Consider the following 21,178-nt stretch of genomic DNA (forward strand, 5'->3'; position numbering starts at 1 on the left):
GGCGATGCGGATCAGCATGCAGTGGTTGCGCGAATGGCTTCCGGTGACCGAGACGGCGGAAGAACTGGGGCACCGGCTGACCATGGCCGGTCTCGAGCTCGACGCGATCGAACCGGCGGCGCCCGCGTTCAGCGGGGTGCGGATCGGGCAGGTACAGAGCGTCGCTGCGCACCCCGACGCCGACCGGCTGCGCGTCTGTCGGGTCGACGCCGGCGGCGATGCGCCGCTCGATATCGTCTGCGGGGCAGCGAACGTCGTCGGCGGGATGCGGGCGCCGGTGGCCTGCATTGGCGCGGTGCTGCCGGGCGACTTCCGGATCAAGCGTTCGAAACTCCGTGGGGTGGAATCGCAGGGGATGCTCTGTTCGGCGTCGGAGCTGGGCCTGGCGGAATCGTCGGAGGGCCTGATGGCGCTGCCCGACGATGCCCCGGTCGGGGCCGATTTCCGCGAGTGGCTCGGGCTGGATGACGCGATCCTCGAGATCGACCTGACGCCGAACCGGGCGGACTGCCTCGGCATGCTGGGCGTCGCGCGCGAGGCTGGCGTGCTGCTGGACCGGCAGGTCTCCGGTCCGCGGATCGAGCCGGTGCCGCCGGAGTCGGACCTGCAGGTGGCGGTGCAGGTCGCGGACCCGGGCGCCTGTCCGCTGTATGCCGCGCGAGTGATCGACGGGCTGGACCCGGACGCGCAGACGCCGATGTGGATGCGTGAGCGGCTCCGTCGCGCCGGGGTGCGCCCGCTGCACCCGGTGGTCGATGTGACCAACTACGTGCTGCTGGAACTCGGGCAGCCGATGCACGCGTTTGCCGCCGACGCGGTCGGAGAAGGCATCGAGGTGCGCTTCGGCCGTTCCGGCGATCGTCTGCGGCTGCTCAACGGCGACGAGATCGAACCGGGCCCCGCGGACCTGTTGATTGCGAATGCGCGGGGACCGTTGGCGCTTGCGGGCATCATGGGTGGCGAGGACAGCGCGGTGATCGGGGACACGACCCGGGTGGTGCTGGAGGCCGCGCATTTCGCGCCACAGGCGCTGGCTGGGCGCGCGCGGGCATACGGGCTGCACACCGACGCCTCGCACCGGTTCGAGCGCGGCGTCGACCCGACGCTGCCGCTGTACGCGATGGAGCGCGCCACGGCGCTGATCCAGGCGATCGCGGGCGGATCGGCCGGCCCGGTCATCCATCAGGGAGCGGTGCCGGCCGCCCATGCGGATGCCGCGATCGAGCTGCGCCGGGAGCGCATCCCGCGGGTGTTGGGGATGGCGTTCGACCCGGCCGAGGTCGAACGGATCCTGGTCGGGCTGGGATGCCGGGTGCACGCGGCGGCGCAGGGCTGGGCGGTGCATCCATTGCGGGCACGCTTCGATCTGACCCGGGAGGAGGATCTGATCGAGGAGCTTGCGCGCGTCCACGGCTACGAACGCCTGCCGCAGACGCTCCCGAGCGCGACGGTTCCGGCCGCGAGCGCCGCGGAGGCCACGCTGGCGCGGCGCAAGGGCGAACTCGCGGATCTGGGCTTTCACGAAATCGTGAGCTTCTCGTTCATTGCGCCCGACTGGGCCGAGGCGTTCTATCCCGAAGTCCAGGGGCTCGCGCTTGCCAATCCGATTTCCTCCGAACTCGCGGTGATGCGCCCGGGCTTGTGGCCTGGCCTGGTGCGTACCGCGGCCCACAATCTGGCCCGCCAGCAGGGCGATCTTCGGCTGTTCGAATACGGCCTGAGATTTGTCCCCGACGCTTCGGGCCTGCGTCAGGAGCCGCGCATTGGCGGGTTGCTGTGCGGCCGCGCGGAGCCGGAACACTGGCAGGCCGGGCGGCGCAGCGTCGATTTCTTCGATGCCAAGGGCGTGGTCGAGACGTTGTGCCCGGGCGGGTCGAAGATGCTGCGGTTCGAACCCGCGCTGCATCCCGCGCTGCACGATGGCCAGTCGGCGCGGGTGCTGCTGGACGGCCGCCGCATCGGCTGGATCGGTGCGCTGCATCCGTCGCTGCGCGAACGCTTCGACGTGCCGGAACTATTCCTGTTCGAACTCGACGGCACGGTGCTGTCGGCGGCGGCAGTGCCCCGATTCCAGGCGCTGTCGGCGTTTCCCGCGATCCGGCGCGATCTGGCGCTGGTCGTGAACGAGGATGTGGCCGCCGGTGAACTGCTGGCGGCGCTGGGCGAAGTCGAACTGCCGCTGTTGCAGGAAACCCGCCTGTTCGACGTGTATCAAGGCAAGGGGCTCGAAGAAAACGAGAAAAGTGTCGCTTTGGGCTTGATTTTAAGGGCTTTTGATCGCACCCTTGAAGAAGACGATGTGCAGGCTGTTACCCGGGCGGTTCTGGAGCATCTGAACGCCCGTTTTGGCGCGAAACCGAGATACTGAGCATGGCGGCTGTGACGAAGGCGGAACTGGCAGAGGTTCTGCACGAGGAACTGGGTCTGAACAAGCGCGAGGCGAAGGAACTCGTCGAGCTGTTCTTCGAGGAGATGCGGCTGGCTCTGGAAGGCGGCGACAGCGTGAAGCTGTCGGGATTCGGCAACTTCGTGCTGCGCGACAAGGGTGAGCGCCCCGGGCGCAATCCCAAGACCGGGGAGGAAATCCCGGTGTCGGCGCGCCGTGTGGTCACCTTCCGTCCGGGGCAGAAGCTGCGGGAGAGGGTGGAGGCCTATGCTGGAAGCGAGTGAGCGTCAGGAGCTGCCGGCGATTCCCGGCAAGCGCTATTTCACGATCGGCGAGGTCGCGGAACTCTGCCAGGTGAAACCGCATGTGCTGCGGTATTGGGAGCAGGAATTCCCGATGCTCTCACCGGTGAAACGCCGCGGCAACCGGCGCTACTACCAGCGCCACGACGTGTTGCTGATCCGCCAGATCCGCGCGCTACTGTACGAGCAGGGCTACACGATCCACGGTGCGCGGCAGAAGCTGAGCGGTGAGGAGGCCAAGGGTGACCTGACCCAGACCCAGCAACTGATCCACGATACGATCGCCGAACTCGAAGGCATCCTGCGTATCCTGCGGCACTGAATGCCCGCCGCTCCGGCGCGCAGCTTATGGGCTCGGGCTTCCCCGGGGCGCCGCGATTCGCTACACTTACGCACTTCGGGGCGTAGCGCAGCCTGGTAGCGCACCTGCATGGGGTGCAGGTGGTCGGAGGTTCAAATCCTCTCGCCCCGACCAAACGGAATCGCCACTTGGCCCGCCTTCCACGGCGGGCCTTCGTGTTTGTGGGGCAGCGTAGGCATGCTCACCGATGGGTGGCGCCGGCCCCGACACGCAATCAGTCCCGTAGGGCGGAATAGCGCAGCGTCATCCGCCGCTCGGCGTTCGCGCATCCCCGGCGCCTGCGGCAACCCCGGCGCCGGATGGCGGATGACGGCCTTCGGCCTCTTCCGCCCTACGCCTCTTTCTTACCGATCGGTGGCGCCGGCTCCGACACGCAATCAGTCCCGTAGGGCGGAATAGCGCAGCGTCATCCGCCGCTCGGCGTTCGCGCATCCCCGGCGCCTGCGGCAACCCCGGCGCCGGATGGCGGATGACGGCCTTCGGCCTCTTCCACCCTACGCCTCTTTCTTACCGATGGGTGGCGCCGGCCTGGCGCGCAATCAGCCAGGGCAGGGCTGTTGCCACAGCGCTTCGTCGTCCGGCGCAGCGTCGAGTCGCACCATGGTCAGCTGGTTGCCCCAGACGCAGCCGCTGTCGAGCGCGAGCCAGTCCGGACCCCGGCGATGTCCCAGGGCCGACCAGTGGCCGAATACGATGCGTTGGCCCGCGCAGGCACGTCCGGGAACGTCGAACCAGGGGGTGAGCCAGGGCGGGGCGAGGCCGGGCGGACCGCTGTCGTCGAAGTCGAGCCCGCCATCGTCACGGATGTAGCGCATGCGGGTGAACGCGTTCACCGTGTAGCGCAGCCGGTCGACGCCGCGCAGGCGCGCACTCCAGCGGTCCGGGTGGTTGCCGTACATCTGCGCGAGGAACGCCTCGCGCTGATCCGGGTGCGCGAGCACTTCCTCCACCGCCCGGGCCTCGGCCTGGGCGCGTTCGAGATCCCATTGCGGCGGGATCCCGGCGTGGACCAGGGTCCAGTCGAGGCTTGCATCGTGGTGGAGCAGGGGCCGGTGCGCGACCCATTCGAGCAGTTCATCGGCATCGGGGCGGTCCAGCACGTCGTCGAGCGTATCGCGCGGCCGTGGCGTGCGCAGTCCGGCGCCGGCCGCCAGCAGGTGCAGATCGTGGTTTCCGAGCACGGTCACCGCCGCATCGCCCAGGTCGCGCACGCGCTTCAGGCAGGCCCCGGAATCGGGGCCCCGGTTGACCAGGTCGCCGACCAGCCATAGCCGATCCCGTTGTGGGTCGAATGCGACCCGTTCAAGCAGCCGCTCCAGCGGGTCCAGGCAGCCCTGCAGATCACCGACGGCGTAGACAGCCATCAGTGCAGCGAATGCGGGACCGAGAGGGTGAACGGCGGAATCGGGGCCTCGAAGGTGAAACCCGAGTCGTCGCGCATCTGGTAGCTGCCTTCCATTGTGCCGACCGGCGTCTCGAGTACCGTGCCGCTGGTGTACTCGAACTCCTCGCCGGGCGGGATCCGGGGCTGTTTGCCGACCACGCCCTCGCCGCGCACTTCCTGGGTCTGATCGCGGGCATCGCGGATGATCCAGTGCCGGTTCAGCAGCTGGACCGCGGCCTCGCCGGCATTGCGGATCGTGATGTGGTAGGCGAACACGAACCGCGAGGCCTCGGGATCCGACTGTTCCTCGATGTACGCGGTGGCGACTTCGATCTCGACGCGGTGTTCCGTAGGGCTCATGCAGTGTCTCCAGGAGGTACCGTGGCCCGGTGCGCGGCGGCCGCCGCGCCCAGCAGGCCGGGTTCAGGATGGATGATCAGGTGCAGGGGCAGACCGGCGGCCAGATCCTGCATCGGTGGTTTGTTGCAAAACGCCCGAAGGAATCCCTGCGCCTCGAAATGTGCCTTCAACCGGGGCGCGATGCCGCCGGCGATGAACACGCCGCCGCGAGGCAGCGCCGTCAGCGCCAGATCGCCGAGCTGACCCGCAAAGATTTCGGCGAAACGTTCGACGACCCGCAATGCCGCGCGGTCGCCTTGCTCGGCCAGGGTACCGATCGCGGCCGCCGGATCCGTAGCCGCCAGCGCGCCTGCCAGCGCCGGGCTAGGTGTCTGTTCCTGCAGGAAGGCCGCGATCCGCGCGATGCCGGCTCCGCTCAGCAGGTGCTCCCGGGTGCAGCGCCCGAGCCGGCCGCGCAGCCATTCGGCGAGGGCGGCCTGCCAGGCGTCGGCGGGCGAGAAGTCTGCGTGTCCGCCTTCCCCGGGGAACAGGCGGGCCTGCGGCGGGGGCCCCACCAGGCAGGTGCCCAGCCCGGTCCCGGCGCCGACCACCAGCCGCAGGCCCGTCGGGTCGGGATTCCCAGCCTGCAGGGTATCGAGATCTGCCGGGCGCAGTGTGTCCAGGCCTGCGCCGATGGCGGCGAAGTCGTTGAGCAGACATACCGGCACCCCGAACCGGCGGGCCAGTGCACCCGCCTCGACCGGCGGCCAGTCCAGGTTGGTAAACCGCGCCCGCGCCGACTCGCCTTCGCCTTGCACCGGCCCTGCCAGTGCCAGACCCATCGCGGAGATCGGTTCCTCCCGGTCGGCCCCGGTTTCGAGCCAGTGCGCCAGCAGCTGTTCCAGACTCGGGTGGTCCTGGCTCGGCAGCCGGGCGCGGCGTTCGAAACGCCAGCCGCCGGCTTCCGGGTGTGCCTCCGCGAGCAGCGTCTTGGTGCCGCCGATGTCGCCGACGACGATGCTCACGGTGCGCCTCGCGGATCGGTTCGTTCCGGGCCTGCGTCGGCGGTTGTTGCAGGAGCCTGCGCTGCAAGGCGAATGAACCCTTCGAGGTCCAGCGCCTCCGGCCGCAGGCCGTTCGCCACCCCCGCCGCTGCGAACGCCTCCGGCGGCAGCAGGCCCGCGAGCGCGCGCCGCAGCGTCTTGCGCCGGTTGGAGAAGGCCTGCTGGACGATCTTGCGGAACCGATCCGCCAGTTCCGGTGCCACCAGGGGGCGGGGCAGCGGCTCGATGCGCACGAGCGCGGATTCGACCTTCGGCGCGGGGCGGAACGCTCCGGGTCCCACGGTGAACAGCTGCTGGGCACGGGCGCGGGCACCGACCATCACGCTCAACCGGCCATAGCGTTTGCTTCCGGGGGTAGCCACCAACCGTTCGACGACTTCCTTCTGCAGCAGAAAGTGCATGTCGCGGATCGCCGCAGATTGGTCGAGGAGGTGGAACAGCAGCGGTGTGGAAATGTTGTAGGGCAGATTCCCGACCACCCGCAGGCGTCCCGGACCTGGCGCACGGGCGGCAAAGTCGAACGCGAGCGCATCGGCGGCATGGACGGTGAGCCGGTCGGGCGGGGCCAGCGCACGCAGCTGCGGGATCAGGTCGCGGTCGAGTTCCACCACCTCCAGGTGCTCGACTCGCTCGAGCAGGGGCTGGGTCAGGGCACCGAGGCCGGGGCCGATCTCGAGCATCGGGTCGTCACGTTTCGGGGCGATCGCGGCGACGATGCGCGCAAGAACTCCGGGGTCGTGCAGGAAGTTCTGTCCGAAGCGCTTGCGCGCGGCGATCCCCGGGTTCACGTCCGGGCCTGTTGGCCCTGTGCGACCGCGCCGGGGCCCGCGTGCCTGCGCCGGACCACCAGCTCCCGCGCCAGCGCCTCGGCCGCGAGAAAACTGCCGGGGTCGGCGGATCCGGAGCCGGCCAGGTCGAGTGCGGTTCCGTGGTCCACCGAGGTTCGGATGAACGGCAGCCCGAGGGTCACGTTCACCGCTCGGCCGAATCCGGCATGCTTCAGTACCGGGAGCCCCTGATCGTGGTACAGCGCAAGAATCGCATCGACTTCGGCGATGGCGCGCGGGGTGAACGCGGTATCCGCCGGCAACGGCCCGCGCAGATCGATCCCGCGGGCGCGCAGCGCGTCGAGCACGGGGATGATCACCGACGCTTCCTCGGTTCCGAGCACGCCCTGTTCCCCGGCGTGCGGGTTCAGGCCGCAGACCGCGATCCGCGGGGAGTCGATGTCGAAGCAGCGGCGAAGGTCATGGTCGAGAATGGTGATGACCTCCTCGAGCAGCGCCGGGGTGATCGCATCGGGCACCGCGCGCAGGGGCAGGTGCGTGGTCGCCAGCGCGACCCGCAGGCTCCCCGCGGTGAGCATCATCACCGGGCGGCAGCCGCCGGCGCGCTCGGCGAGCCATTCAGTATGACCGGTGAAGGCGTAGCCGGCACGGTGAATGACCTCCTTGTGCACCGGCCCGGTGACCATCGCGTCGAACCGGCCGTCGATGCAGCCGGCGGCAGCGGTCTCCAACAGGGTCAGGACGTGTTCGGTGTTGGCCGGATCCAGTACGCCGCAATGAACGGGTGCAGCCACCGGGACCGGGATCAGTTCGAGGGTTCCGGGTGGGGTCGGCGCACGCGGCGCGTCCGGTGCAAAGGTGACGATGCGCAACGGGAGCCGCAGCTGCCGCGCACGCTGCTCGAGCAGCGCGGGATTGCCGATCGCGACCCGCTGCGCGGCGATCGGCTGCTGTGCCAGCCGCAGCAGCAGGTCGGGGCCGACGCCGGCGGGTTCGCCGGTGGTGAGCGCCAGACGCGGTGTGGGTTCGCTGGTGGGCATTGGCAGTGCCTTAGGACCTCAGGCCCTCGATTCGGTATTCGATGAAGGCCTCGTCGCGAAGGCGGCGCAGCCAGAGTTCGGTTTCTTCCTCGCGCTTGCGGTTTTGCAGGATTTCCCGTGCCCGGGCACGGATCAGTTCGCGCGTGGCGTCCACCGCCCGGCGGTCGAGCACCTCGATGATGTGCCAGCCGAACGGGCTCTGGACCGGTGGGCTGACTTCGCCGACCGGCAGCCGGTCGACCGCCTCCTCGAATGCGGGCACGGTCTCGCCCGGGCTGAGCCAGCCGAGCTCGCCGCCGCGGCCGGCGGAGCCCGGGTCGTCGGAGTGTGCGCGCGCGAGGTCCTCGAACGACGCGCCGTCCTGGATACGCTGGTACAGGATGCGGGCTTCCTCCTCGGCCTCGCGGTCGCCCCGGATCTGGTCGGGGCTGATCAGGATGTGGCGGACGCGCGCCTGTTGCACTGCGACGTCGCTGCGGCCCTCGCGATCGATCAGTTTCACGATGTGAAAACCGTTCGGGGAACGCAGGACCGGGGTGATCTCGCCAGGGCGCATCAGGATCACGTTGCGCGCGAACAGGGTCGGAACATCGGCGGCACCGCGCCAGCCAAGGTCGCCACCTTCCAGCGCGTCCGGCGCGTCGGAGTACGTGATCGCCAGGCTCGCGAAGTCCTCTCCGGCAACGGCACGATCCCTGAGCGTCCCCGATTTCTCGCGTGCTTCGGCGATGGTGCGTGAGTCGGCGCCCGGAGGCAGCGCGACCAGGATGTGCGCGAGGTGGTAGCGCACGTCACGGTCGATCGCGCCGCTCTCCGCTGCAATCAGGTCGTCGATCTCCTGCTCGCCGACGCGCAGGCGATCCTCGACCTGGCGGCGCCGTAGCTGTGCAATGGTGAGTTCGTCGCGGATCTGTTCGCGGAACTGGTTGAAGTCCACCCCCTCGGCTTGCAGCGCGTTGCGCAGTTGACGCAGCGTCAGGTTGTTCTCGGCGGCGATGTTTTCCATCGTGCGATTCAGCGTGAGTTCGTCGATGCGGATGCCGACCCGTTCCGCCTCCTGCAGCTGAATGCGTTCGAGCACCATGCGTTCCATCACCTGGCGCACCAGCGCATCGCGGTCGGGAATCGCGACTCCGCGCTGCACGAGCTGCTGCTCGGCGGTCTCGAGCCTCTGCACGAGTTCGCGCTGGGTGATCACATCTTCACCGACCACGGCAACGATCCGGTCCATGAAACGATCACGTTCCTGTGCCAGCACCGGATGGAGCGCAGCGGACAGCAGGATCAGCAGGATCGCCGCCAGCGCGCTAGTGGTTCTCGAATGTGCCATAGCCGGAGATTCCCTCGCGCAGCAGGTTGTCGAGCCCGGTATCGAAGCGCGTCAGCCCGTCGAGCGTCAACTGGAAGTAGATCGCGTTATTGTACCCGCCATCGAAGTCGGTGAGGTATCGGCGCAGTGCCACACGCAGGCCGTAGCAGCAACTACGATACTCAAGCCCGGCCAGCAGTTCGAGATCGCGGTCCTCGCGCAGGCTGTAATTCCAGCGGCCGATGGCCTGTATCCGGTTGGTCAGCGGCCAGTAGCCCGAGACGTCGGTCTGCTCGATCTGCCCCTCGCGCAGGCGATAGCCCAGGTTCACCAGCGCCCGCTGGTCGGGGCGGTAGGACAGGGCGACGGTCGCCAGGCGCGCGCGGTTGCGGTCGGTATCGAACAGGATCGAGCCGCGACCGTGCCAGTTCCGGCCTAGCAGCGCCTGCGCCTCGGCGGCAAGCTCGGAGCGGTTTTCGCGCCGCGGCGGCGCGTCCGGGCGCAGCCCGACTCGGCGGTCGTCGAGGTAGGTGATCTGGCCGCCGGACAGGCTCAGCCGCTCGGTCCCTGTGCTCGGGTCGATGATCCGGGTGGTCAATGCCGTGGTGATCTGGTGGGTGTCACCGACCCGGTCGGCGCCGATGAAACGCCGGGTGGTGAACAGGCTGTCGAAGCTGAAATCGCGCTCGCCCGTATCGAACAACGGGAGGTCGTCCTGGTTCCGGAATGGCACGTAGCCATAGAAGACCCGCGGTTCGAGCGTCTGCAGGCTGCCGTCGTCGAGGGTGCGTTCGAAGATCAGGCCGCCGTCCACCGCTACGGCCGGCAGCGTCCGGCTCGGGCTGCGGTCGGCTCCGGGATCGGCTCCCTGTAGGCGGTAGTCCGTCTGTCGGAAGCTGACGCGGGGTTCGATGAAATAGCCGCCACCGTCGTGCCGGAACCCGACCTCGGGTTCCAGATCGAAGCGTGTGCCGGTAACCGAGTCGCTGCGGTCGAACTGCACCAGCTCCGAACGCAGGCTCCAGTACAGCCCGGAATCGAGCGAATGACCAGCCTGCAGCAGCAGTTGTGGCAGGCGCTGGTATGGCCGGTCCGCCACGGCCAGGCTCGGGTCGAGGGACTGAAACCCCTGCACACGACCGGTCAGGCGCCAGGCTGGTTGATCGTAGATCAGGTCGACCCGTCGTTCGACGACCGCGGTGCTGGAACTGAACAGGTCGGTGCCGAAGTCCTGGAAATATTTCTGGTCCGATACGTCGGTGGCGTCGATTCCCAGGAACAGGTCCGGCCGCAGTCGGGCCTGCTGGCGCCAGCGGAACAGGTGCCGGTCGTCTCCGGCCACGCGATCGTTTGGCAGGAACGCCAGATCCACGATGCCGCTTCCCCAGGGCCGCAGGTAGCGCCACTCGGTTTCCAGCATCAGGCCGCGCCGGGACTGGATCCGGGGCGTGAGTGTCGCATCGTACTGTGGCGCGATGTTCCAGTACCAAGGGGCAGCCACGTCGAGGCCGCTGTTCGTGCTGTAGCCGGCATGCGGCGTAAGCAGCCCGGACTGGCGCCGATCGTCGATCGGGAAGTTGATATAGGGGGTGTAGAACACCGGGACGTTGCGAAAGCGAAGGGTGACGTTGCGGGCATGGCCGCGTCCGCTGTCCTGGTCCAGATGCATCGAGCCTGCGGACAGCCACCAGCTGTCGTCGTCCTCCGGACAGGTGGTGTAGCTGCCGGAGGTCAGTTGGATCCGGCCCGGCCCTTCCTGTTCGGCGTGGGCCGCGCTGCCACGGGCGCGCCGGGAGCGCAGCCAGTATTCGATGTCCGAGAAGTCACCCTGTTCGTGGTCGAGCCAGTAGCGGCCTTCGCCGGCCTCGACCAGCAGGTCGCCGTCGAACACCCGGGTGCGGCCGCGTGTTTCCACCATGCGTTCGTTGAGGTCGTAGTCGATCCAGTCCGAATCCACCCGGCGCCCGTCCGTGAACAGGCGGACATCGCCGCGTGCGTGCACGCTGCGGTCGCGGATCGCCTCGACGAAATCGGACTCCACCTCGATCACGCCGGGTTCCAGCGACCGGAGCTGGGGCCAGAAGGCGTCCGATGGACCGGGGCAGAGGGATAGGTACTCGGAGAGCGCGGACTGCGGAAGCAGGGGCAGCAGAAGCGCGAGGACCAGCGCGGCAGGGCGTCGCAGCGGCGTGGCCGTCATGGTGTCGGAGAGGTGCGTCCGGTGAGTTCCATGATGAGGTTCCTGTCGCAGTCGCTCCCGGGGCTGGCACGGCCTGCCAGACGCCGCAGCCCCGGTGACGTCCGCCTGCCGGACTTATACCGGTTGCGGGGCTCACCCGCAAGCCGATTCACCTGGGCCGGATCACCGGTATAATGTGCTACCAACCCAGCCGTGAGGTCGCGTCCATGGATCTGAGCAAAATCCCCGCCGGCGCCGATATTCCCAACGATATCAACGTCGTGATCGAGATCCCAGCGCTGGGGCAACCGGTAAAGTACGAGATCGACAAGGACAGCGGAGCCCTGGTCGTCGACCGGTTCATGACGGTGGCGATGTTCTATCCCTGCAACTACGGGTTCGTGCCGCATACGCTGGCGGAAGACGGGGATCCGCTGGACGTGCTGGTGATCACGCCGGTACCGCTGGTTCCCGGAGCGGTGGTGCGGACACGCCCGGTAGGCCTGCTGAACATGTCCGACGAGGCGGGCCCGGATTCCAAGGTGCTGGCGGTGCCTTTGACCAAGCTGGACCCCCAGTACGAGCGCATCCACGGGCCGGAGGACGTGCATCGCGAACTGCTGGATCAGATCACCCATTTCTTCGGGCATTACAAGGAAATGGAGCGTAACAAGTGGGTGAAGGTTGAGGGATGGTCGGATGCCGCCAGCGCCAAGGCGGAAATCCTCGCGAGCTACAAGCGCTACCAGAAGAGCAAGGTCTGACCCCCTGCAGCTTTCGAGTCCGGCAGCCGTTGCCGCGGTTCGAACGGACCCGCCCGGCATTGCAGCCGCTGCGGGCAGGCCCTGACGCATGTTGATCGACCGAGACGACTCCTACGACGAGGGAAGCCGGGACCAGCGCCGTTTCTCGGTCCGGGTGCTGGTCGCGGTCGTGGTGCTGCTCGGCCTGGTGCTGATGATCGGGGTGCGCATGTTCAACCTGCAGGTCGGGGCCCATGCGCACTTCACCACGCTCTCGGAGAACAATCGGCTGCGGATCGAGCCGATTCCGCCGACGCGCGGACTGATCTACGACCGCAATGGCGTATTGCTGGCCGAGAACCGGCCGGCCTACCAGCTCGAAGTGACGGTGGAGCAGGCGGGTGATCTGGATCTGCTGCTCAAGCGCCTGACCCCCCTGGTCGAACTGACACCGGTCGAGATCGAGCGCTTCCGCACCTCGGTGCGCCAGCGCCGCCCGTTCCAGCCGGTGCTGCTGAAGGCGGGCCTCGACGACGAGGCCGTGGCCCGGATTGCGGTGGCGCGGCACGAACTCCCGGGCGTCGAGATCGAGGCGCGGCCTGTGCGCCACTACCCGCAGGGTGCGGATTTCGCTCATGCCGTGGGCTACGTCGGCCGGATCAACGATCGTGACGTCCAGCGGCTGGACATGCGCAACTACGCCGGCAGTTCCCACACCGGGAAGACCGGGGTCGAACGCTACTACGAGGACGTGTTGCACGGCATCACCGGCCACAAGCAGGTCGAGGTCAACGCCCAGGGACGCGTGATCCGCGAGCTGTCGGTCACGCCGCCGGTGCCGGGGCAGGATCTGTTCCTGAGCATCGACGTGGAACTGCAGCGGGCAGCGCGGGATGCGCTGGCGCCGCACGATGGCGCGCTGGTCGCGATCGATCCCGCGACCGGGGAAGTGCTGGCGCTGGTCAGCAAACCCGGATTCGATCCCAACCCCTTCGTGAACGGGATCTCGCATCGGGATTTCGCCGCGCTGCAGTCGGATCCGCACAAGCCGCTGTTCAACCGGGCGTTGAGCGGCCAGTATCCGCCCGGATCCACTCTGAAGCCGGTGGTGGCGCTGGCGGGACTGGAAGAGCAGGTGACGACCGCGGAACGGCGGATGTTCGCCGCCGGTTACTACCAATTGCCAGGGCACGAGCGCCGCTACCGGGACTGGCGGCGCAGCGGGCATGGCTGGGTGGATATGTCGCGGGCGATGGCGGTCTCGTCCGACGTCTACTTCTACGATCTGGGCTACAAGCTGGGCATCGACCGGATGGCGCCGATGTTCGAGGCCTTCGGCATCGGCGAACGGGTCGGGATCGATGCGACCGGTGAACGCCCGGGAATACGCCCGAGCCGGGAATGGAAGCGCGCGGCGCAGAACCAGCCCTGGTTTCCCGGCGAAACCCTGATCACCGCAATCGGCCAGGGCTACATGCTGACCACACCCCTGCAGATCGCGGACATCGCGAGCACCCTGGCAAACCGCGGGCAGCGGGTGCAGCCGCGCCTGCTGCGCGCGGTTCGCGAACACAACGGTGCACCGCCGGTCATTCAACCGGTGCGCCAGCTGGAGCCGGTAGCGGCGAGCGACGAGCACTGGGAGGTGATCCACCAGGCGCTGATCGACGCGGTGCACGCGCGCCATGGCACCGCCTGGGGCAGCATCGGCAGCACCGCTCCTTCCTACCGCATCGCCGGGAAGACCGGAACCTCACAGGTGTTCAGTCTCGCACCCGACCAGGAATACGACGAGTCGCGGCTGGATCGCAGACTCTGGGACCACGCGCTGTTCCTGGCCTATGCGCCCGCCGACGATCCGCAGATCGCGGTGGGGGTGCTGGTCGAGCACGGCGGCAGCGGTGGCCGCGTCGCGGCGCCGATTGCGCGCAAGGTGATCGACTTCCACCTCGCATCGAGCGGCCTGCTGGCCGACGCCGGGAATGCCCCGTGATCAGCGTCACCGGCCGGGAGCTTACCCCCTCGCAGTGGATTCTGCGCAGCCTGCGCCTCGACGGCACCCTGCTGCTGCTGTTGGTCCTGCTGCTCGCGCTGGGTCTGGTCGTGCTGTTCAGCGCGACCGGCGAAAGCGTTGCGGCGATGGAAAGGCAGCTGGTCCGCATCGGATTCGGCCTGGCGGGTCTGCTGCTGGTGGCCCGCATCCCGGTCTCCACCCTTCGGGCCTGGTCGCCGTGGCTGTTTCTGGCCGCGCTCGGCTTGCTGATCGCGGTGATGGTGATGGGCGAAATAGGCAAGGGCGCCCGGCGCTGGCTGGACCTCGGCATCCTGCGCTTTCAGCCGTCGGAGATCATGAAGCTGGCGATGCCGCTGATGGTGGCCTGGTATCTGTCGTTGCGCAATGCGCCGCCCCGCTTCGTCGACCTGATCGTGGTCGCGGTGCTGATCGTGGTCCCGGTGTGGCTGATCATGCGCCAGCCGGATCTGGGAACTGCCCTGCTGGTCGGGGCCGCGGGACTGCTGGTGGTGTTCCTCGCCGGGCTGAACTGGCGTTGGTTCGTCGGGCTGGGCGCCGCGGTCGCCGCGGCGGTCCCACTGCTTTGGACGCAAATGCACGACTACCAGCGCCAGCGCGTGCTGACGCTGTTGAATCCGGAGTCGGATCCGCTCGGAGCCGGCTATCACATCATCCAGTCGAAGATCGCGATTGGATCCGGCGGGCTGTACGGCAAGGGCTGGCTGAACGGAACCCAGTCCCAGTTGCAGTTCCTGCCCGAACGCTCGACCGACTTCGTGTTCGCGGTCTATGCGGAGGAGTTCGGTTTTCTGGGCGTGCTGGTGCTGCTGGCGCTGTATTTTCTGATCATCATGCGCGGGCTGTGGATCGCGGGCATGGCGCAGGATCGCTTCTCGCGGCTGATCGCCGGTAGCATCAGCCTTACATTTGCGGTCTATATGATTGTTAATATTGGTATGGTGTCCGGGCTGTTGCCGGTGGTCGGGATCCCGTTGCCGTTGGTCAGCTACGGAGGCACATCGCTGGTGACGCTCATGGTGGGCTTCGGTATCCTGATGGCCATTCACTCCCAACAGCGACTGGTGAATCGATGATTCCGATCCCGAAGACCCGGGCCGGGTTCCTGCTGCAATACGGCGTCCAGGCCGTGGCCATTCTGTTTCTCGCGGCGTGTTCGCTTCCGGGTGTGGCCGTGTCGCAGTCGGAATACCGCGCGGGCGACCCGCCCTACCTGGAGCGCCCCGAGGTGATCGCGTTCATCGACGAACTGGCCGCCGACGGACTGGACCGTGCCGAGCTGGAGGCGTTGTTCGCCGAAGTCGAACCGCAGCAGCGGATTCTGGATCTGATCTCGCGTCCCGCCGAGGCGCGTCCGTGGAAGGACTACCGGCCGATCTTCGTGAACAGCCTGCGGATCGAGCGCGGCCAGGTGTTCATGGAGGAACAGGCAGACTGGCTCGAACTCGCCGAGGAAAGCTTCGGGGTCGATCCTGCGCTGATCGCCGCGATCATCGGCGTCGAAACCAACTACGGGCGTAACCTCGGCGGGTTCCGGGTAATCGATGCGCTGGTCACGCTGGGTTTCGATTACCCGCCGCGGGCGGACTTCTTCCTCAGCGAGCTGCGGCACTACCTCCAGCTCGTCGACGAGGAAGGGCTGGATACCCGCGAGACCCGCGGTTCCTACGCCGGCGCGATGGGGCGGGGCCAGTTCATCTCGTCGAGCTACCGTGCCTACGCGGTGGATTTCAACGGCGACGGACGCCGCGACCTGATCGGTTCGTGGGCGGATGCGATCGGCAGTGTCGCGAACTACTTCCGCGAACATCATTGGGAGACGGGGCAGCCCGTGGTGGCCCGGGCGCAGGTGGAAGGCAATGGCTACGAAGCGCTGCTGGGGGGTGGCTACCAGGCGCGCTTCTCGCTCGACGAACTTGCCGAACACGGCGTCTATCCGGCCGAAGCGGTCCCGGAAAACGGCCGGTTCTCGCTGATCCGTCTCGAGGGCGAGTACGGATGGGAATACTATCTCGGCTACCCGAACTTCTACGTGATCACGCGTTATAACCGCAGCCCCCTGTATGCCATGGCCGTGCACCAGCTCGCCGAGGCCCTGCGGCAATGATCGGCCTTCGGCCCGTCGCAGCGCACCGCGCAGGCCACGGGCGTGCTGTCAGGGGCGGGTTTGCGGGCGCGTGAGAAGCCGCATGCGCCGGCACGCGCTGCTGCTGGTGGCCCTCGCGGCGGGGTTGGGCCTGCTCGGCTGCGGTAGCAGCCCGGACCGCAAGGCCGTGGCCGACGGCGCGCCGGCGTCGGTGCCGCGCGATCTGGCCTCGATCCCGGACGCGGTGCCGCGCGACGAGCCCCCCAGCCGCTACGGCAATCCCCCCGAATACGAGGTTTTCGGCCAGCGCTACCGGACGCTGGCGTCGAGCGAGGGATTCGAGCAGCGCGGCCTTGCGTCGTGGTACGGCACCAAGTTTCACGGCCGGCGTACATCCAGCGGCGAACCCTACGACATGTTCGCGATGACGGCGGCACACCGCGAGCTGCCGCTGCCCAGCTTCGTCGAGGTGACCAATCTCGACAACGGCAGACAGGTGATCGTGCGGGTCAACGATCGCGGGCCGTTCGTTGCGGGTCGCGTGATCGACCTGTCCTATGCCGCGGCCTACCGGCTGGGAGTCCTGGAACGGGGTGTGGCGCCGGTGCACCTGCGCGCGGTGGGTCCGCGCGACCGCGAGCCCGAACCGCTGCATCTGGCCGCTCGGAGCGACGCGCCGTACCCGTCCGCCGGGAATGGCGCGGAGTCGGAGGATGATCAGTTCATCCAGGTGGGCGCGTTCGCGAGCCATATGGCGGCAGAGCGGGTGCAGTCGGATCTTCGGGATCTTGGTTTCGACGCGGTTCGTATCACCACGCTGGAGGCTGCGAACGGGATCCTGCATCGGGTGCGGATCGGGCCGCTGGCCGATGCGCTGGCAGTGCAGGAGGCGACCGAGCGGCTGCACCAGGCGGCGCTGACCGATTACCGCGTCGTCGCGGAGTAGCGCATCGCGCGGCCGGCGCCCGGCGGGGTGGGCGGGCCGCTCGGCTGCGGATAGAATTCCGCTGCAACGGTGAGCCGTCCCGTTCATGGCGGTCCGGCGGCGACCCCGAACTCTGGTATCGTGCCTTCCTCCACATCATGCCCAGGTCACTCATCCTGATGAACAAGCGTCTACTGATCCTGCTCGGTTCCCTGTTCCTGATCGTCGCGTCGGTCCCGCAGCTGAGCGGACAGCCACTGCCCACTCCCGGTCCGGCAACCGCCTCGCTGGGGGTCATCCCGCAGCCCCCGTCGGACATCACCGCCGAGAGCTACATCCTGGTCGACTTCGACTCCGGCCTGCCGCTCGCGTCCCGCGATCCGGACATGGAGCGCGAGCCCGCAAGCCTGACCAAGCTGATGACCGCGTACGTGGTGTTCAGCGAAATCCAGGCCGGCAAGATCGCTCTGGACGAGAAAGTCACGATCAGCGAGCGCGCCTGGCGTACCGGCATGGACGGCGCGTCGCGCATGTTCATCGAGGTCGGCGAACGCGTCGCGGTCGAGGATCTGCTCCGGGGCATGATCGTCCAGTCGGGCAACGACGCATCGACCGCGCTGGCGGAACTCGTGGCAGGCTCCGAGGGCGCGTTCGTGGACCTGATGAACGCCCAGGCCCGTGCGCTGGGCATGCAGCGTTCGTACTTCGCGAACCCGCACGGGCTTCCGGGTCACGAGGCGCAGTACACCACTCCCGCGGACATGGCGCGCCTGGCCCGCGCATTGATCCGCGATTTCCCGGAGCTCTACCGCTACTACAGCGAGCAGTCGTTCACCTACAACGACATCCGGCAGTCGAACCGCAACCTGCTGCTGTGGCGCGACGAAAGCTTCGATGGCCTGAAGACCGGCTGGACCTCGGCCGCCGGCTACAATCTCGTGTCCTCGGCCAAGCGCAACGATCGCCGGCTGATTGCGGTGGTGATGGGGATCGACGCGCCCAATCACCAGCGCGGTGGCATCCTGCGTGCGAACGAATCGCAGGCGCTGATCAACTGGGGCATGCGTTTCTTCGAGTCGCGCAAATTGTTCGAAGGCGGCACCGTGCTGAACGAGCCGCGGGTGTACAAGGGTGCGAGCACCACCCTGGAAGCCGGCCTGGCCGAGCCGTTCTGGGTCGTGCTGCCGCAGGGCCAGGGCGATCGGCTGCAGGCGACGATGGAACTGCACGGCCCGCACATGGCCCCGATCGAGGCCGGCGCCACCGTGGGCGAGGTACGCGTGACCCTCGGCGGCGAGACGCTGGCTCGGCAGCCGCTGGTGGCGCTCGAAACGGTCGAGTCCGGCGGGGTCTTCCGCTGGCTGTGGGACAGCGCTGCGCTTGCGATCCGTTCGGCCTGGCCTCTGTGATCGCATTCCTGAACGGAGATTACCGGCCGCTGGAGTCGGTCTGCATCTCGCCGCTGGATCGTGGTTTCCTGTTCGGGGACGGAGTCTACGAAGTCATCCCCAGCTATCGGGGTGTGCTGTTCGAAGCCGACGCCCACCTGGAGCGGCTGCGCCGTTCGCTGGCGGCGGTCCGGATCGCCGATCCGCTCGAGGGTGCTGCCTGGCGGGCGATGCTGGAACGCCTGCTCAGCCTGAATCCGGGCGGCGACCGTGCGATCTATCTGCAGGTCACGCGCGGCGTGGCGGCCCGCGAGCACGCGTTCCCGGAGACGGCCGCCGCGACGGTGTTCGCGATGGTGAACCCGATCCGGTCGCCTGAACCCGAACTGGCCGAGCGCGGCGTCGCTGCGATCACCCTGCCGGACCAGCGCTGGGGCCGTTGCGATATCAAGGCCGTGACCCTGCTGCCGAACGTGCTCGCGCGGCAGCAGGCGGCCGAGCAGGGCGCGGTCGAGGCCATCCTGCTGCGGAACGGGCAGGTGACCGAGGGCGCGGCGAGCAACGTGTTCGTGGTTCGCGACGGCCGTGTGCAGACGCCCCCGCTGAACGACGCGATCCTGCCCGGCATCACGCGGCGGGTGCTGATCGACGTGCTGCGCGATACCGCACGGGCGTGCGTCGAGCAGCCGATCGGCGAAGACCAACTGCGTGCCGCCGACGAGATCTGGCTGACCAGTTCCACCAAGGAGCTGCTTCCGGTCACGCGTCTGGACGGCAGGGCCGTGGGCGACGGCTGCCCGGGGCCGGTCTGGCGGGAGGCGTTGGCGGCCTACCAGAGCGCGAAGCCGGCGGGCAGATCGGCGCTACCGCCGGAGGGAGAAGCATGAGCGACCAGGACGAGAGCCTGCTGAAGTTTCCCTGCCGTTTTCCGATCAAGGTCATGGGGGAGGCGCACCCCGAGCTGTTTGCCGCGGTGGAGACCGCGATCGCGCAGCATGTGCCGGATCGGGATTCGGTGGAGATCGTCCGCCGTGACTCCAGTGGCGGCCGTTATGTAGGCGTGACCATCACGCTGACCGCGACCAGCCAGGCGCAGCTGGACGCGCTGTACCGGGCGCTGCAGCGATGCAGCCGGGTGCGCATGGTGCTTTGAGGACGCAGCCGCCAGTGCCAGCGGTGAGTCCCGCGATCCTGCAGTCGCGCCAACTCGGTCTGCAGCCGTATCTGCCCGTCTGGCGGGCGATGCAGCTGCAGTTGCGCGAGCGTGGCCCGGCCACCCCCGACGCGCTGTGGCGGGTCGAGCACCCACCGGTGTTCACGCTGGGCCGCAACGCCCGGCCGGAGCATCTGGTCGCGCCTGGAGCCGTGCCCGTGGTCCGCGTCGACCGGGGCGGGCAGGTGACGTTTCACGGGCCGGGGCAGGTGGTGCTGTACCTGCTGCTGGAACTGCGCCGGCACCGGCTGGGCGTGCGTTCGCTGGTCGACCTGCTGCAGGACGCGGTGGTGGCGACGCTGGGATCGTTCGGCGTTGCGGCCTACGGCCGCCCGGATGCGCCGGGCGTCTATGTGGCAGGGGCGAAGATTGCCGCGTTGGGGTTGCGCATCCGCAGCGGCTGCAGCATGCATGGGCTGGCGGTGAACGTCGCGCCGCAGCTCGAGATGTTCCAGCGTATGGATCCCTGCGGGTACCCCGGACTGGCCAGCACGTCGCTGCATCGACTCGGGCGGCGCATCGACGCCGACCGGGTCGCGTCGGCGCTGGAGGCGGAGATCGCCGCGCGGCTCGGCTGTGTTCGCGAACCGGTTCCCGCGCTGCCCGGCGAGCTGGTGCGAACGCTCGCGCGCCCGGAGCGGTGACGCCCGGGACGCCGCTCGGGTTCAGCTTCCGGTCGGGCGGTCGGCGACGATTTCGCGGGCCTGCTGGTCGGCATGATACGACGAGCGCACCATCGGGCCACTGGCGACCTGCCGGAACCCCATCTCCCGCGCGCGCTCGCCGAGTTCGTCGAACTCTTCCGGATCCAGGTAGCGTTCCACCGGGAGGTGATGACGGCTGGGTTGCAGGTACTGGCCAAGCGTCAGCATCTCGCAGCCGTGGGCGCGAAGATCGCGCAGAACCTCGAGCAGTTCCTCGCGGGTTTCGCCGATCCCCAGCATCAGGCCGGACTTGGTCGGGATTCCGGGGTGGCGCTTGGCGAACGCCGCGAGCAGTTCGAGCGACCACTGGTAGTCGGCGCCCGGCCGCGCTTTGCGGTACAGGCGCGGCACGGTCTCGAGGTTGTGATTGAACACGTCCGGCGGTGCGGCGCGCATGATCTCCAGCGCGACGTCCATCCGGCCGCGGAAGTCGGGAACCAGGATCTCGATCCGGGTATGCGGGTTTCGTTCGCGAACGGCGTCGATGCAGGCGACGAAGTGCCCTGCGCCACCGTCGCGGAGGTCGTCGCGGTCGACGGAGGTGATCACCACGTAGCGCAAGCCCAGCGCCTCGATCGTCTCGGCCAGGTGCCGGGGCTCGTCTGGATCCAGCGGGTTCGGGCGTCCGTGCGCGACGTCACAGAACGGGCAGCGGCGGGTGCAGATGTCGCCCATGATCATGAACGTCGCGGTGCCGTGGGCGAAGCACTCGCCCAGGTTCGGGCAGCTGGCCTCTTCGCAGACGGTATGCAGACGCTGCTCGCGCAATACGCGCTTGATGCGCTGGACGCCTGGCTGCGCATGGCTCTGGGCACGGATCCAGCGCGGCTTGCGCAGCGGCTGTTCGGTCGGCGTGATCTTCACCGGAATGCGCGCGACCTTGTCGGCGGCGCGCTGCTTTTCTCCCGGTTGCGGTCGTGTACGGGTCTCCATCA

Annotated in this window: 20 protein-coding genes and 1 tRNA gene; 13 read left to right on the plus strand and 8 right to left on the minus strand. The window is 68.3% G+C overall.

The features are described from left to right. Window positions 1-4: 4 nt before the first annotated feature. From pheT to THITH_RS06045, 4 genes are all read left to right on the plus strand, one after another. Complete coding sequence (pheT, locus tag THITH_RS06030) at window positions 5-2,368, plus strand: phenylalanine--tRNA ligase subunit beta (RefSeq protein ID WP_025367334.1); 2,364 nt, start codon at window positions 5-7, stop codon at window positions 2,366-2,368. 2 nt (window positions 2,369-2,370) lie between these two features. After that, window positions 2,371-2,670 carry an integration host factor subunit alpha gene (gene ihfA / locus THITH_RS06035; protein WP_006748590.1) on the plus strand — a complete coding sequence of 100 codons (300 nt, stop codon included), beginning with the start codon at window positions 2,371-2,373 and terminating at the stop codon, window positions 2,668-2,670. Then, window positions 2,654-3,010: a MerR family transcriptional regulator gene (locus tag THITH_RS06040; RefSeq protein WP_006748591.1), complete on the plus strand. Its 357-nt coding sequence runs from the start codon at window positions 2,654-2,656 to the stop codon at window positions 3,008-3,010. Before ihfA ends, THITH_RS06040 begins: the two co-directional genes overlap by 17 nt. Before the next feature lie 76 nt (window positions 3,011-3,086). Beyond that, window positions 3,087-3,163, plus strand: a tRNA-Pro gene (locus THITH_RS06045). 425 nt (window positions 3,164-3,588) lie between these two features. Here THITH_RS06045 and THITH_RS06050 read toward each other — a convergent pair. The 7 genes from THITH_RS06050 to THITH_RS06080 are packed head-to-tail and all read right to left on the minus strand — an operon-like array spanning window position 3,589 to window position 11,173. Continuing rightward, window positions 3,589-4,413, minus strand: coding sequence for a symmetrical bis(5'-nucleosyl)-tetraphosphatase (locus THITH_RS06050; protein ID WP_006748592.1), 825 nt, complete (start codon window positions 4,411-4,413; stop codon window positions 3,589-3,591). Continuing rightward, window positions 4,413-4,793, minus strand: a complete 381-nt coding sequence (apaG, locus tag THITH_RS06055; RefSeq protein WP_006748593.1) for a Co2+/Mg2+ efflux protein ApaG — start codon at window positions 4,791-4,793, stop codon at window positions 4,413-4,415. The genes THITH_RS06050 and apaG overlap by 1 nt, the downstream gene beginning before the upstream one ends. Next, on the minus strand, window positions 4,790-5,797 hold the full coding sequence (locus tag THITH_RS06060) for a glucokinase (RefSeq protein ID WP_006748594.1): 1,008 nt from the start codon (window positions 5,795-5,797) through the stop codon (window positions 4,790-4,792). The genes apaG and THITH_RS06060 overlap by 4 nt, the downstream gene beginning before the upstream one ends. Next, window positions 5,794-6,624 (minus strand): 16S rRNA (adenine(1518)-N(6)/adenine(1519)-N(6))-dimethyltransferase RsmA, encoded by an 831-nt coding sequence (gene rsmA / locus THITH_RS06065; protein ID WP_006748595.1) that lies wholly within the window; start codon window positions 6,622-6,624, stop codon window positions 5,794-5,796. Before rsmA ends, THITH_RS06060 begins: the two co-directional genes overlap by 4 nt. Further along, the gene (pdxA, locus tag THITH_RS06070; RefSeq protein ID WP_006748596.1) at window positions 6,621-7,664 is read right to left on the minus strand and encodes a 4-hydroxythreonine-4-phosphate dehydrogenase PdxA; all 1,044 of its coding nucleotides are present in this window, start codon (window positions 7,662-7,664) and stop codon (window positions 6,621-6,623) included. The genes rsmA and pdxA overlap by 4 nt, the downstream gene beginning before the upstream one ends. A gap of 10 nt (window positions 7,665-7,674) precedes the next feature. Beyond that, entirely contained in the window at window positions 7,675-8,994 is a 1,320-nt protein-coding gene (locus tag THITH_RS06075; protein WP_006748597.1) for a peptidylprolyl isomerase, read from the minus strand. Beyond that, on the minus strand, window positions 8,972-11,173 hold the full coding sequence (locus THITH_RS06080; RefSeq protein WP_006748598.1) for an LPS-assembly protein LptD: 2,202 nt from the start codon (window positions 11,171-11,173) through the stop codon (window positions 8,972-8,974). Before THITH_RS06080 ends, THITH_RS06075 begins: the two co-directional genes overlap by 23 nt. 206 nt (window positions 11,174-11,379) lie before the next feature. On the opposite strand from THITH_RS06080, the gene ppa reads away from it, so the two are divergent. From ppa to lipB, 9 genes are all read left to right on the plus strand, one after another. Beyond that, the gene (ppa, locus tag THITH_RS06085; protein WP_006748599.1) at window positions 11,380-11,916 is read left to right on the plus strand and encodes an inorganic diphosphatase; all 537 of its coding nucleotides are present in this window, start codon (window positions 11,380-11,382) and stop codon (window positions 11,914-11,916) included. A gap of 88 nt (window positions 11,917-12,004) precedes the next feature. Next, on the plus strand, window positions 12,005-13,888 hold the full coding sequence (gene mrdA, locus THITH_RS06090; RefSeq protein ID WP_006748600.1) for a penicillin-binding protein 2: 1,884 nt from the start codon (window positions 12,005-12,007) through the stop codon (window positions 13,886-13,888). After that, complete coding sequence (gene rodA / locus THITH_RS06095) at window positions 13,885-15,003, plus strand: rod shape-determining protein RodA (protein ID WP_006748601.1); 1,119 nt, start codon at window positions 13,885-13,887, stop codon at window positions 15,001-15,003. Before mrdA ends, rodA begins: the two co-directional genes overlap by 4 nt. Next, a complete protein-coding gene (gene mltB, locus THITH_RS06100) occupies window positions 15,000-16,034 on the plus strand; it encodes a lytic murein transglycosylase B (RefSeq protein WP_006748602.1) in 1,035 nt (344 codons plus the stop codon). The genes rodA and mltB overlap by 4 nt, the downstream gene beginning before the upstream one ends. 82 nt (window positions 16,035-16,116) lie before the next feature. Then, window positions 16,117-16,959 carry a septal ring lytic transglycosylase RlpA family protein gene (locus THITH_RS06105; RefSeq protein ID WP_006748603.1) on the plus strand — a complete coding sequence of 281 codons (843 nt, stop codon included), beginning with the start codon at window positions 16,117-16,119 and terminating at the stop codon, window positions 16,957-16,959. Window positions 16,960-17,096: 137 nt separating this feature from the next. Next, a complete protein-coding gene (locus tag THITH_RS06110) occupies window positions 17,097-18,347 on the plus strand; it encodes a D-alanyl-D-alanine carboxypeptidase family protein (RefSeq protein ID WP_025367337.1) in 1,251 nt (416 codons plus the stop codon). Continuing rightward, window positions 18,344-19,213 carry a D-amino acid aminotransferase gene (locus THITH_RS06115; protein ID WP_006748605.1) on the plus strand — a complete coding sequence of 290 codons (870 nt, stop codon included), beginning with the start codon at window positions 18,344-18,346 and terminating at the stop codon, window positions 19,211-19,213. Before THITH_RS06110 ends, THITH_RS06115 begins: the two co-directional genes overlap by 4 nt. Next, window positions 19,210-19,479, plus strand: a complete 270-nt coding sequence (locus THITH_RS06120; protein ID WP_006748606.1) for a YbeD family protein — start codon at window positions 19,210-19,212, stop codon at window positions 19,477-19,479. The genes THITH_RS06115 and THITH_RS06120 overlap by 4 nt, the downstream gene beginning before the upstream one ends. Then, window positions 19,452-20,183 (plus strand): lipoyl(octanoyl) transferase LipB, encoded by a 732-nt coding sequence (gene lipB / locus THITH_RS06125; RefSeq protein ID WP_084222630.1) that lies wholly within the window; start codon window positions 19,452-19,454, stop codon window positions 20,181-20,183. Before THITH_RS06120 ends, lipB begins: the two co-directional genes overlap by 28 nt. 21 nt (window positions 20,184-20,204) lie before the next feature. Here lipB and lipA read toward each other — a convergent pair whose 3' ends face one another. Next, window positions 20,205-21,176 carry a lipoyl synthase gene (gene lipA / locus THITH_RS06130; RefSeq protein ID WP_006748608.1) on the minus strand — a complete coding sequence of 324 codons (972 nt, stop codon included), beginning with the start codon at window positions 21,174-21,176 and terminating at the stop codon, window positions 20,205-20,207. Window positions 21,177-21,178: the final 2 nt, after the last annotated feature.

Source organism: Thioalkalivibrio paradoxus ARh 1, assembly GCF_000227685.2.
GTDB lineage: Bacteria > Pseudomonadota > Gammaproteobacteria > Ectothiorhodospirales > Ectothiorhodospiraceae > Thioalkalivibrio > Thioalkalivibrio paradoxus.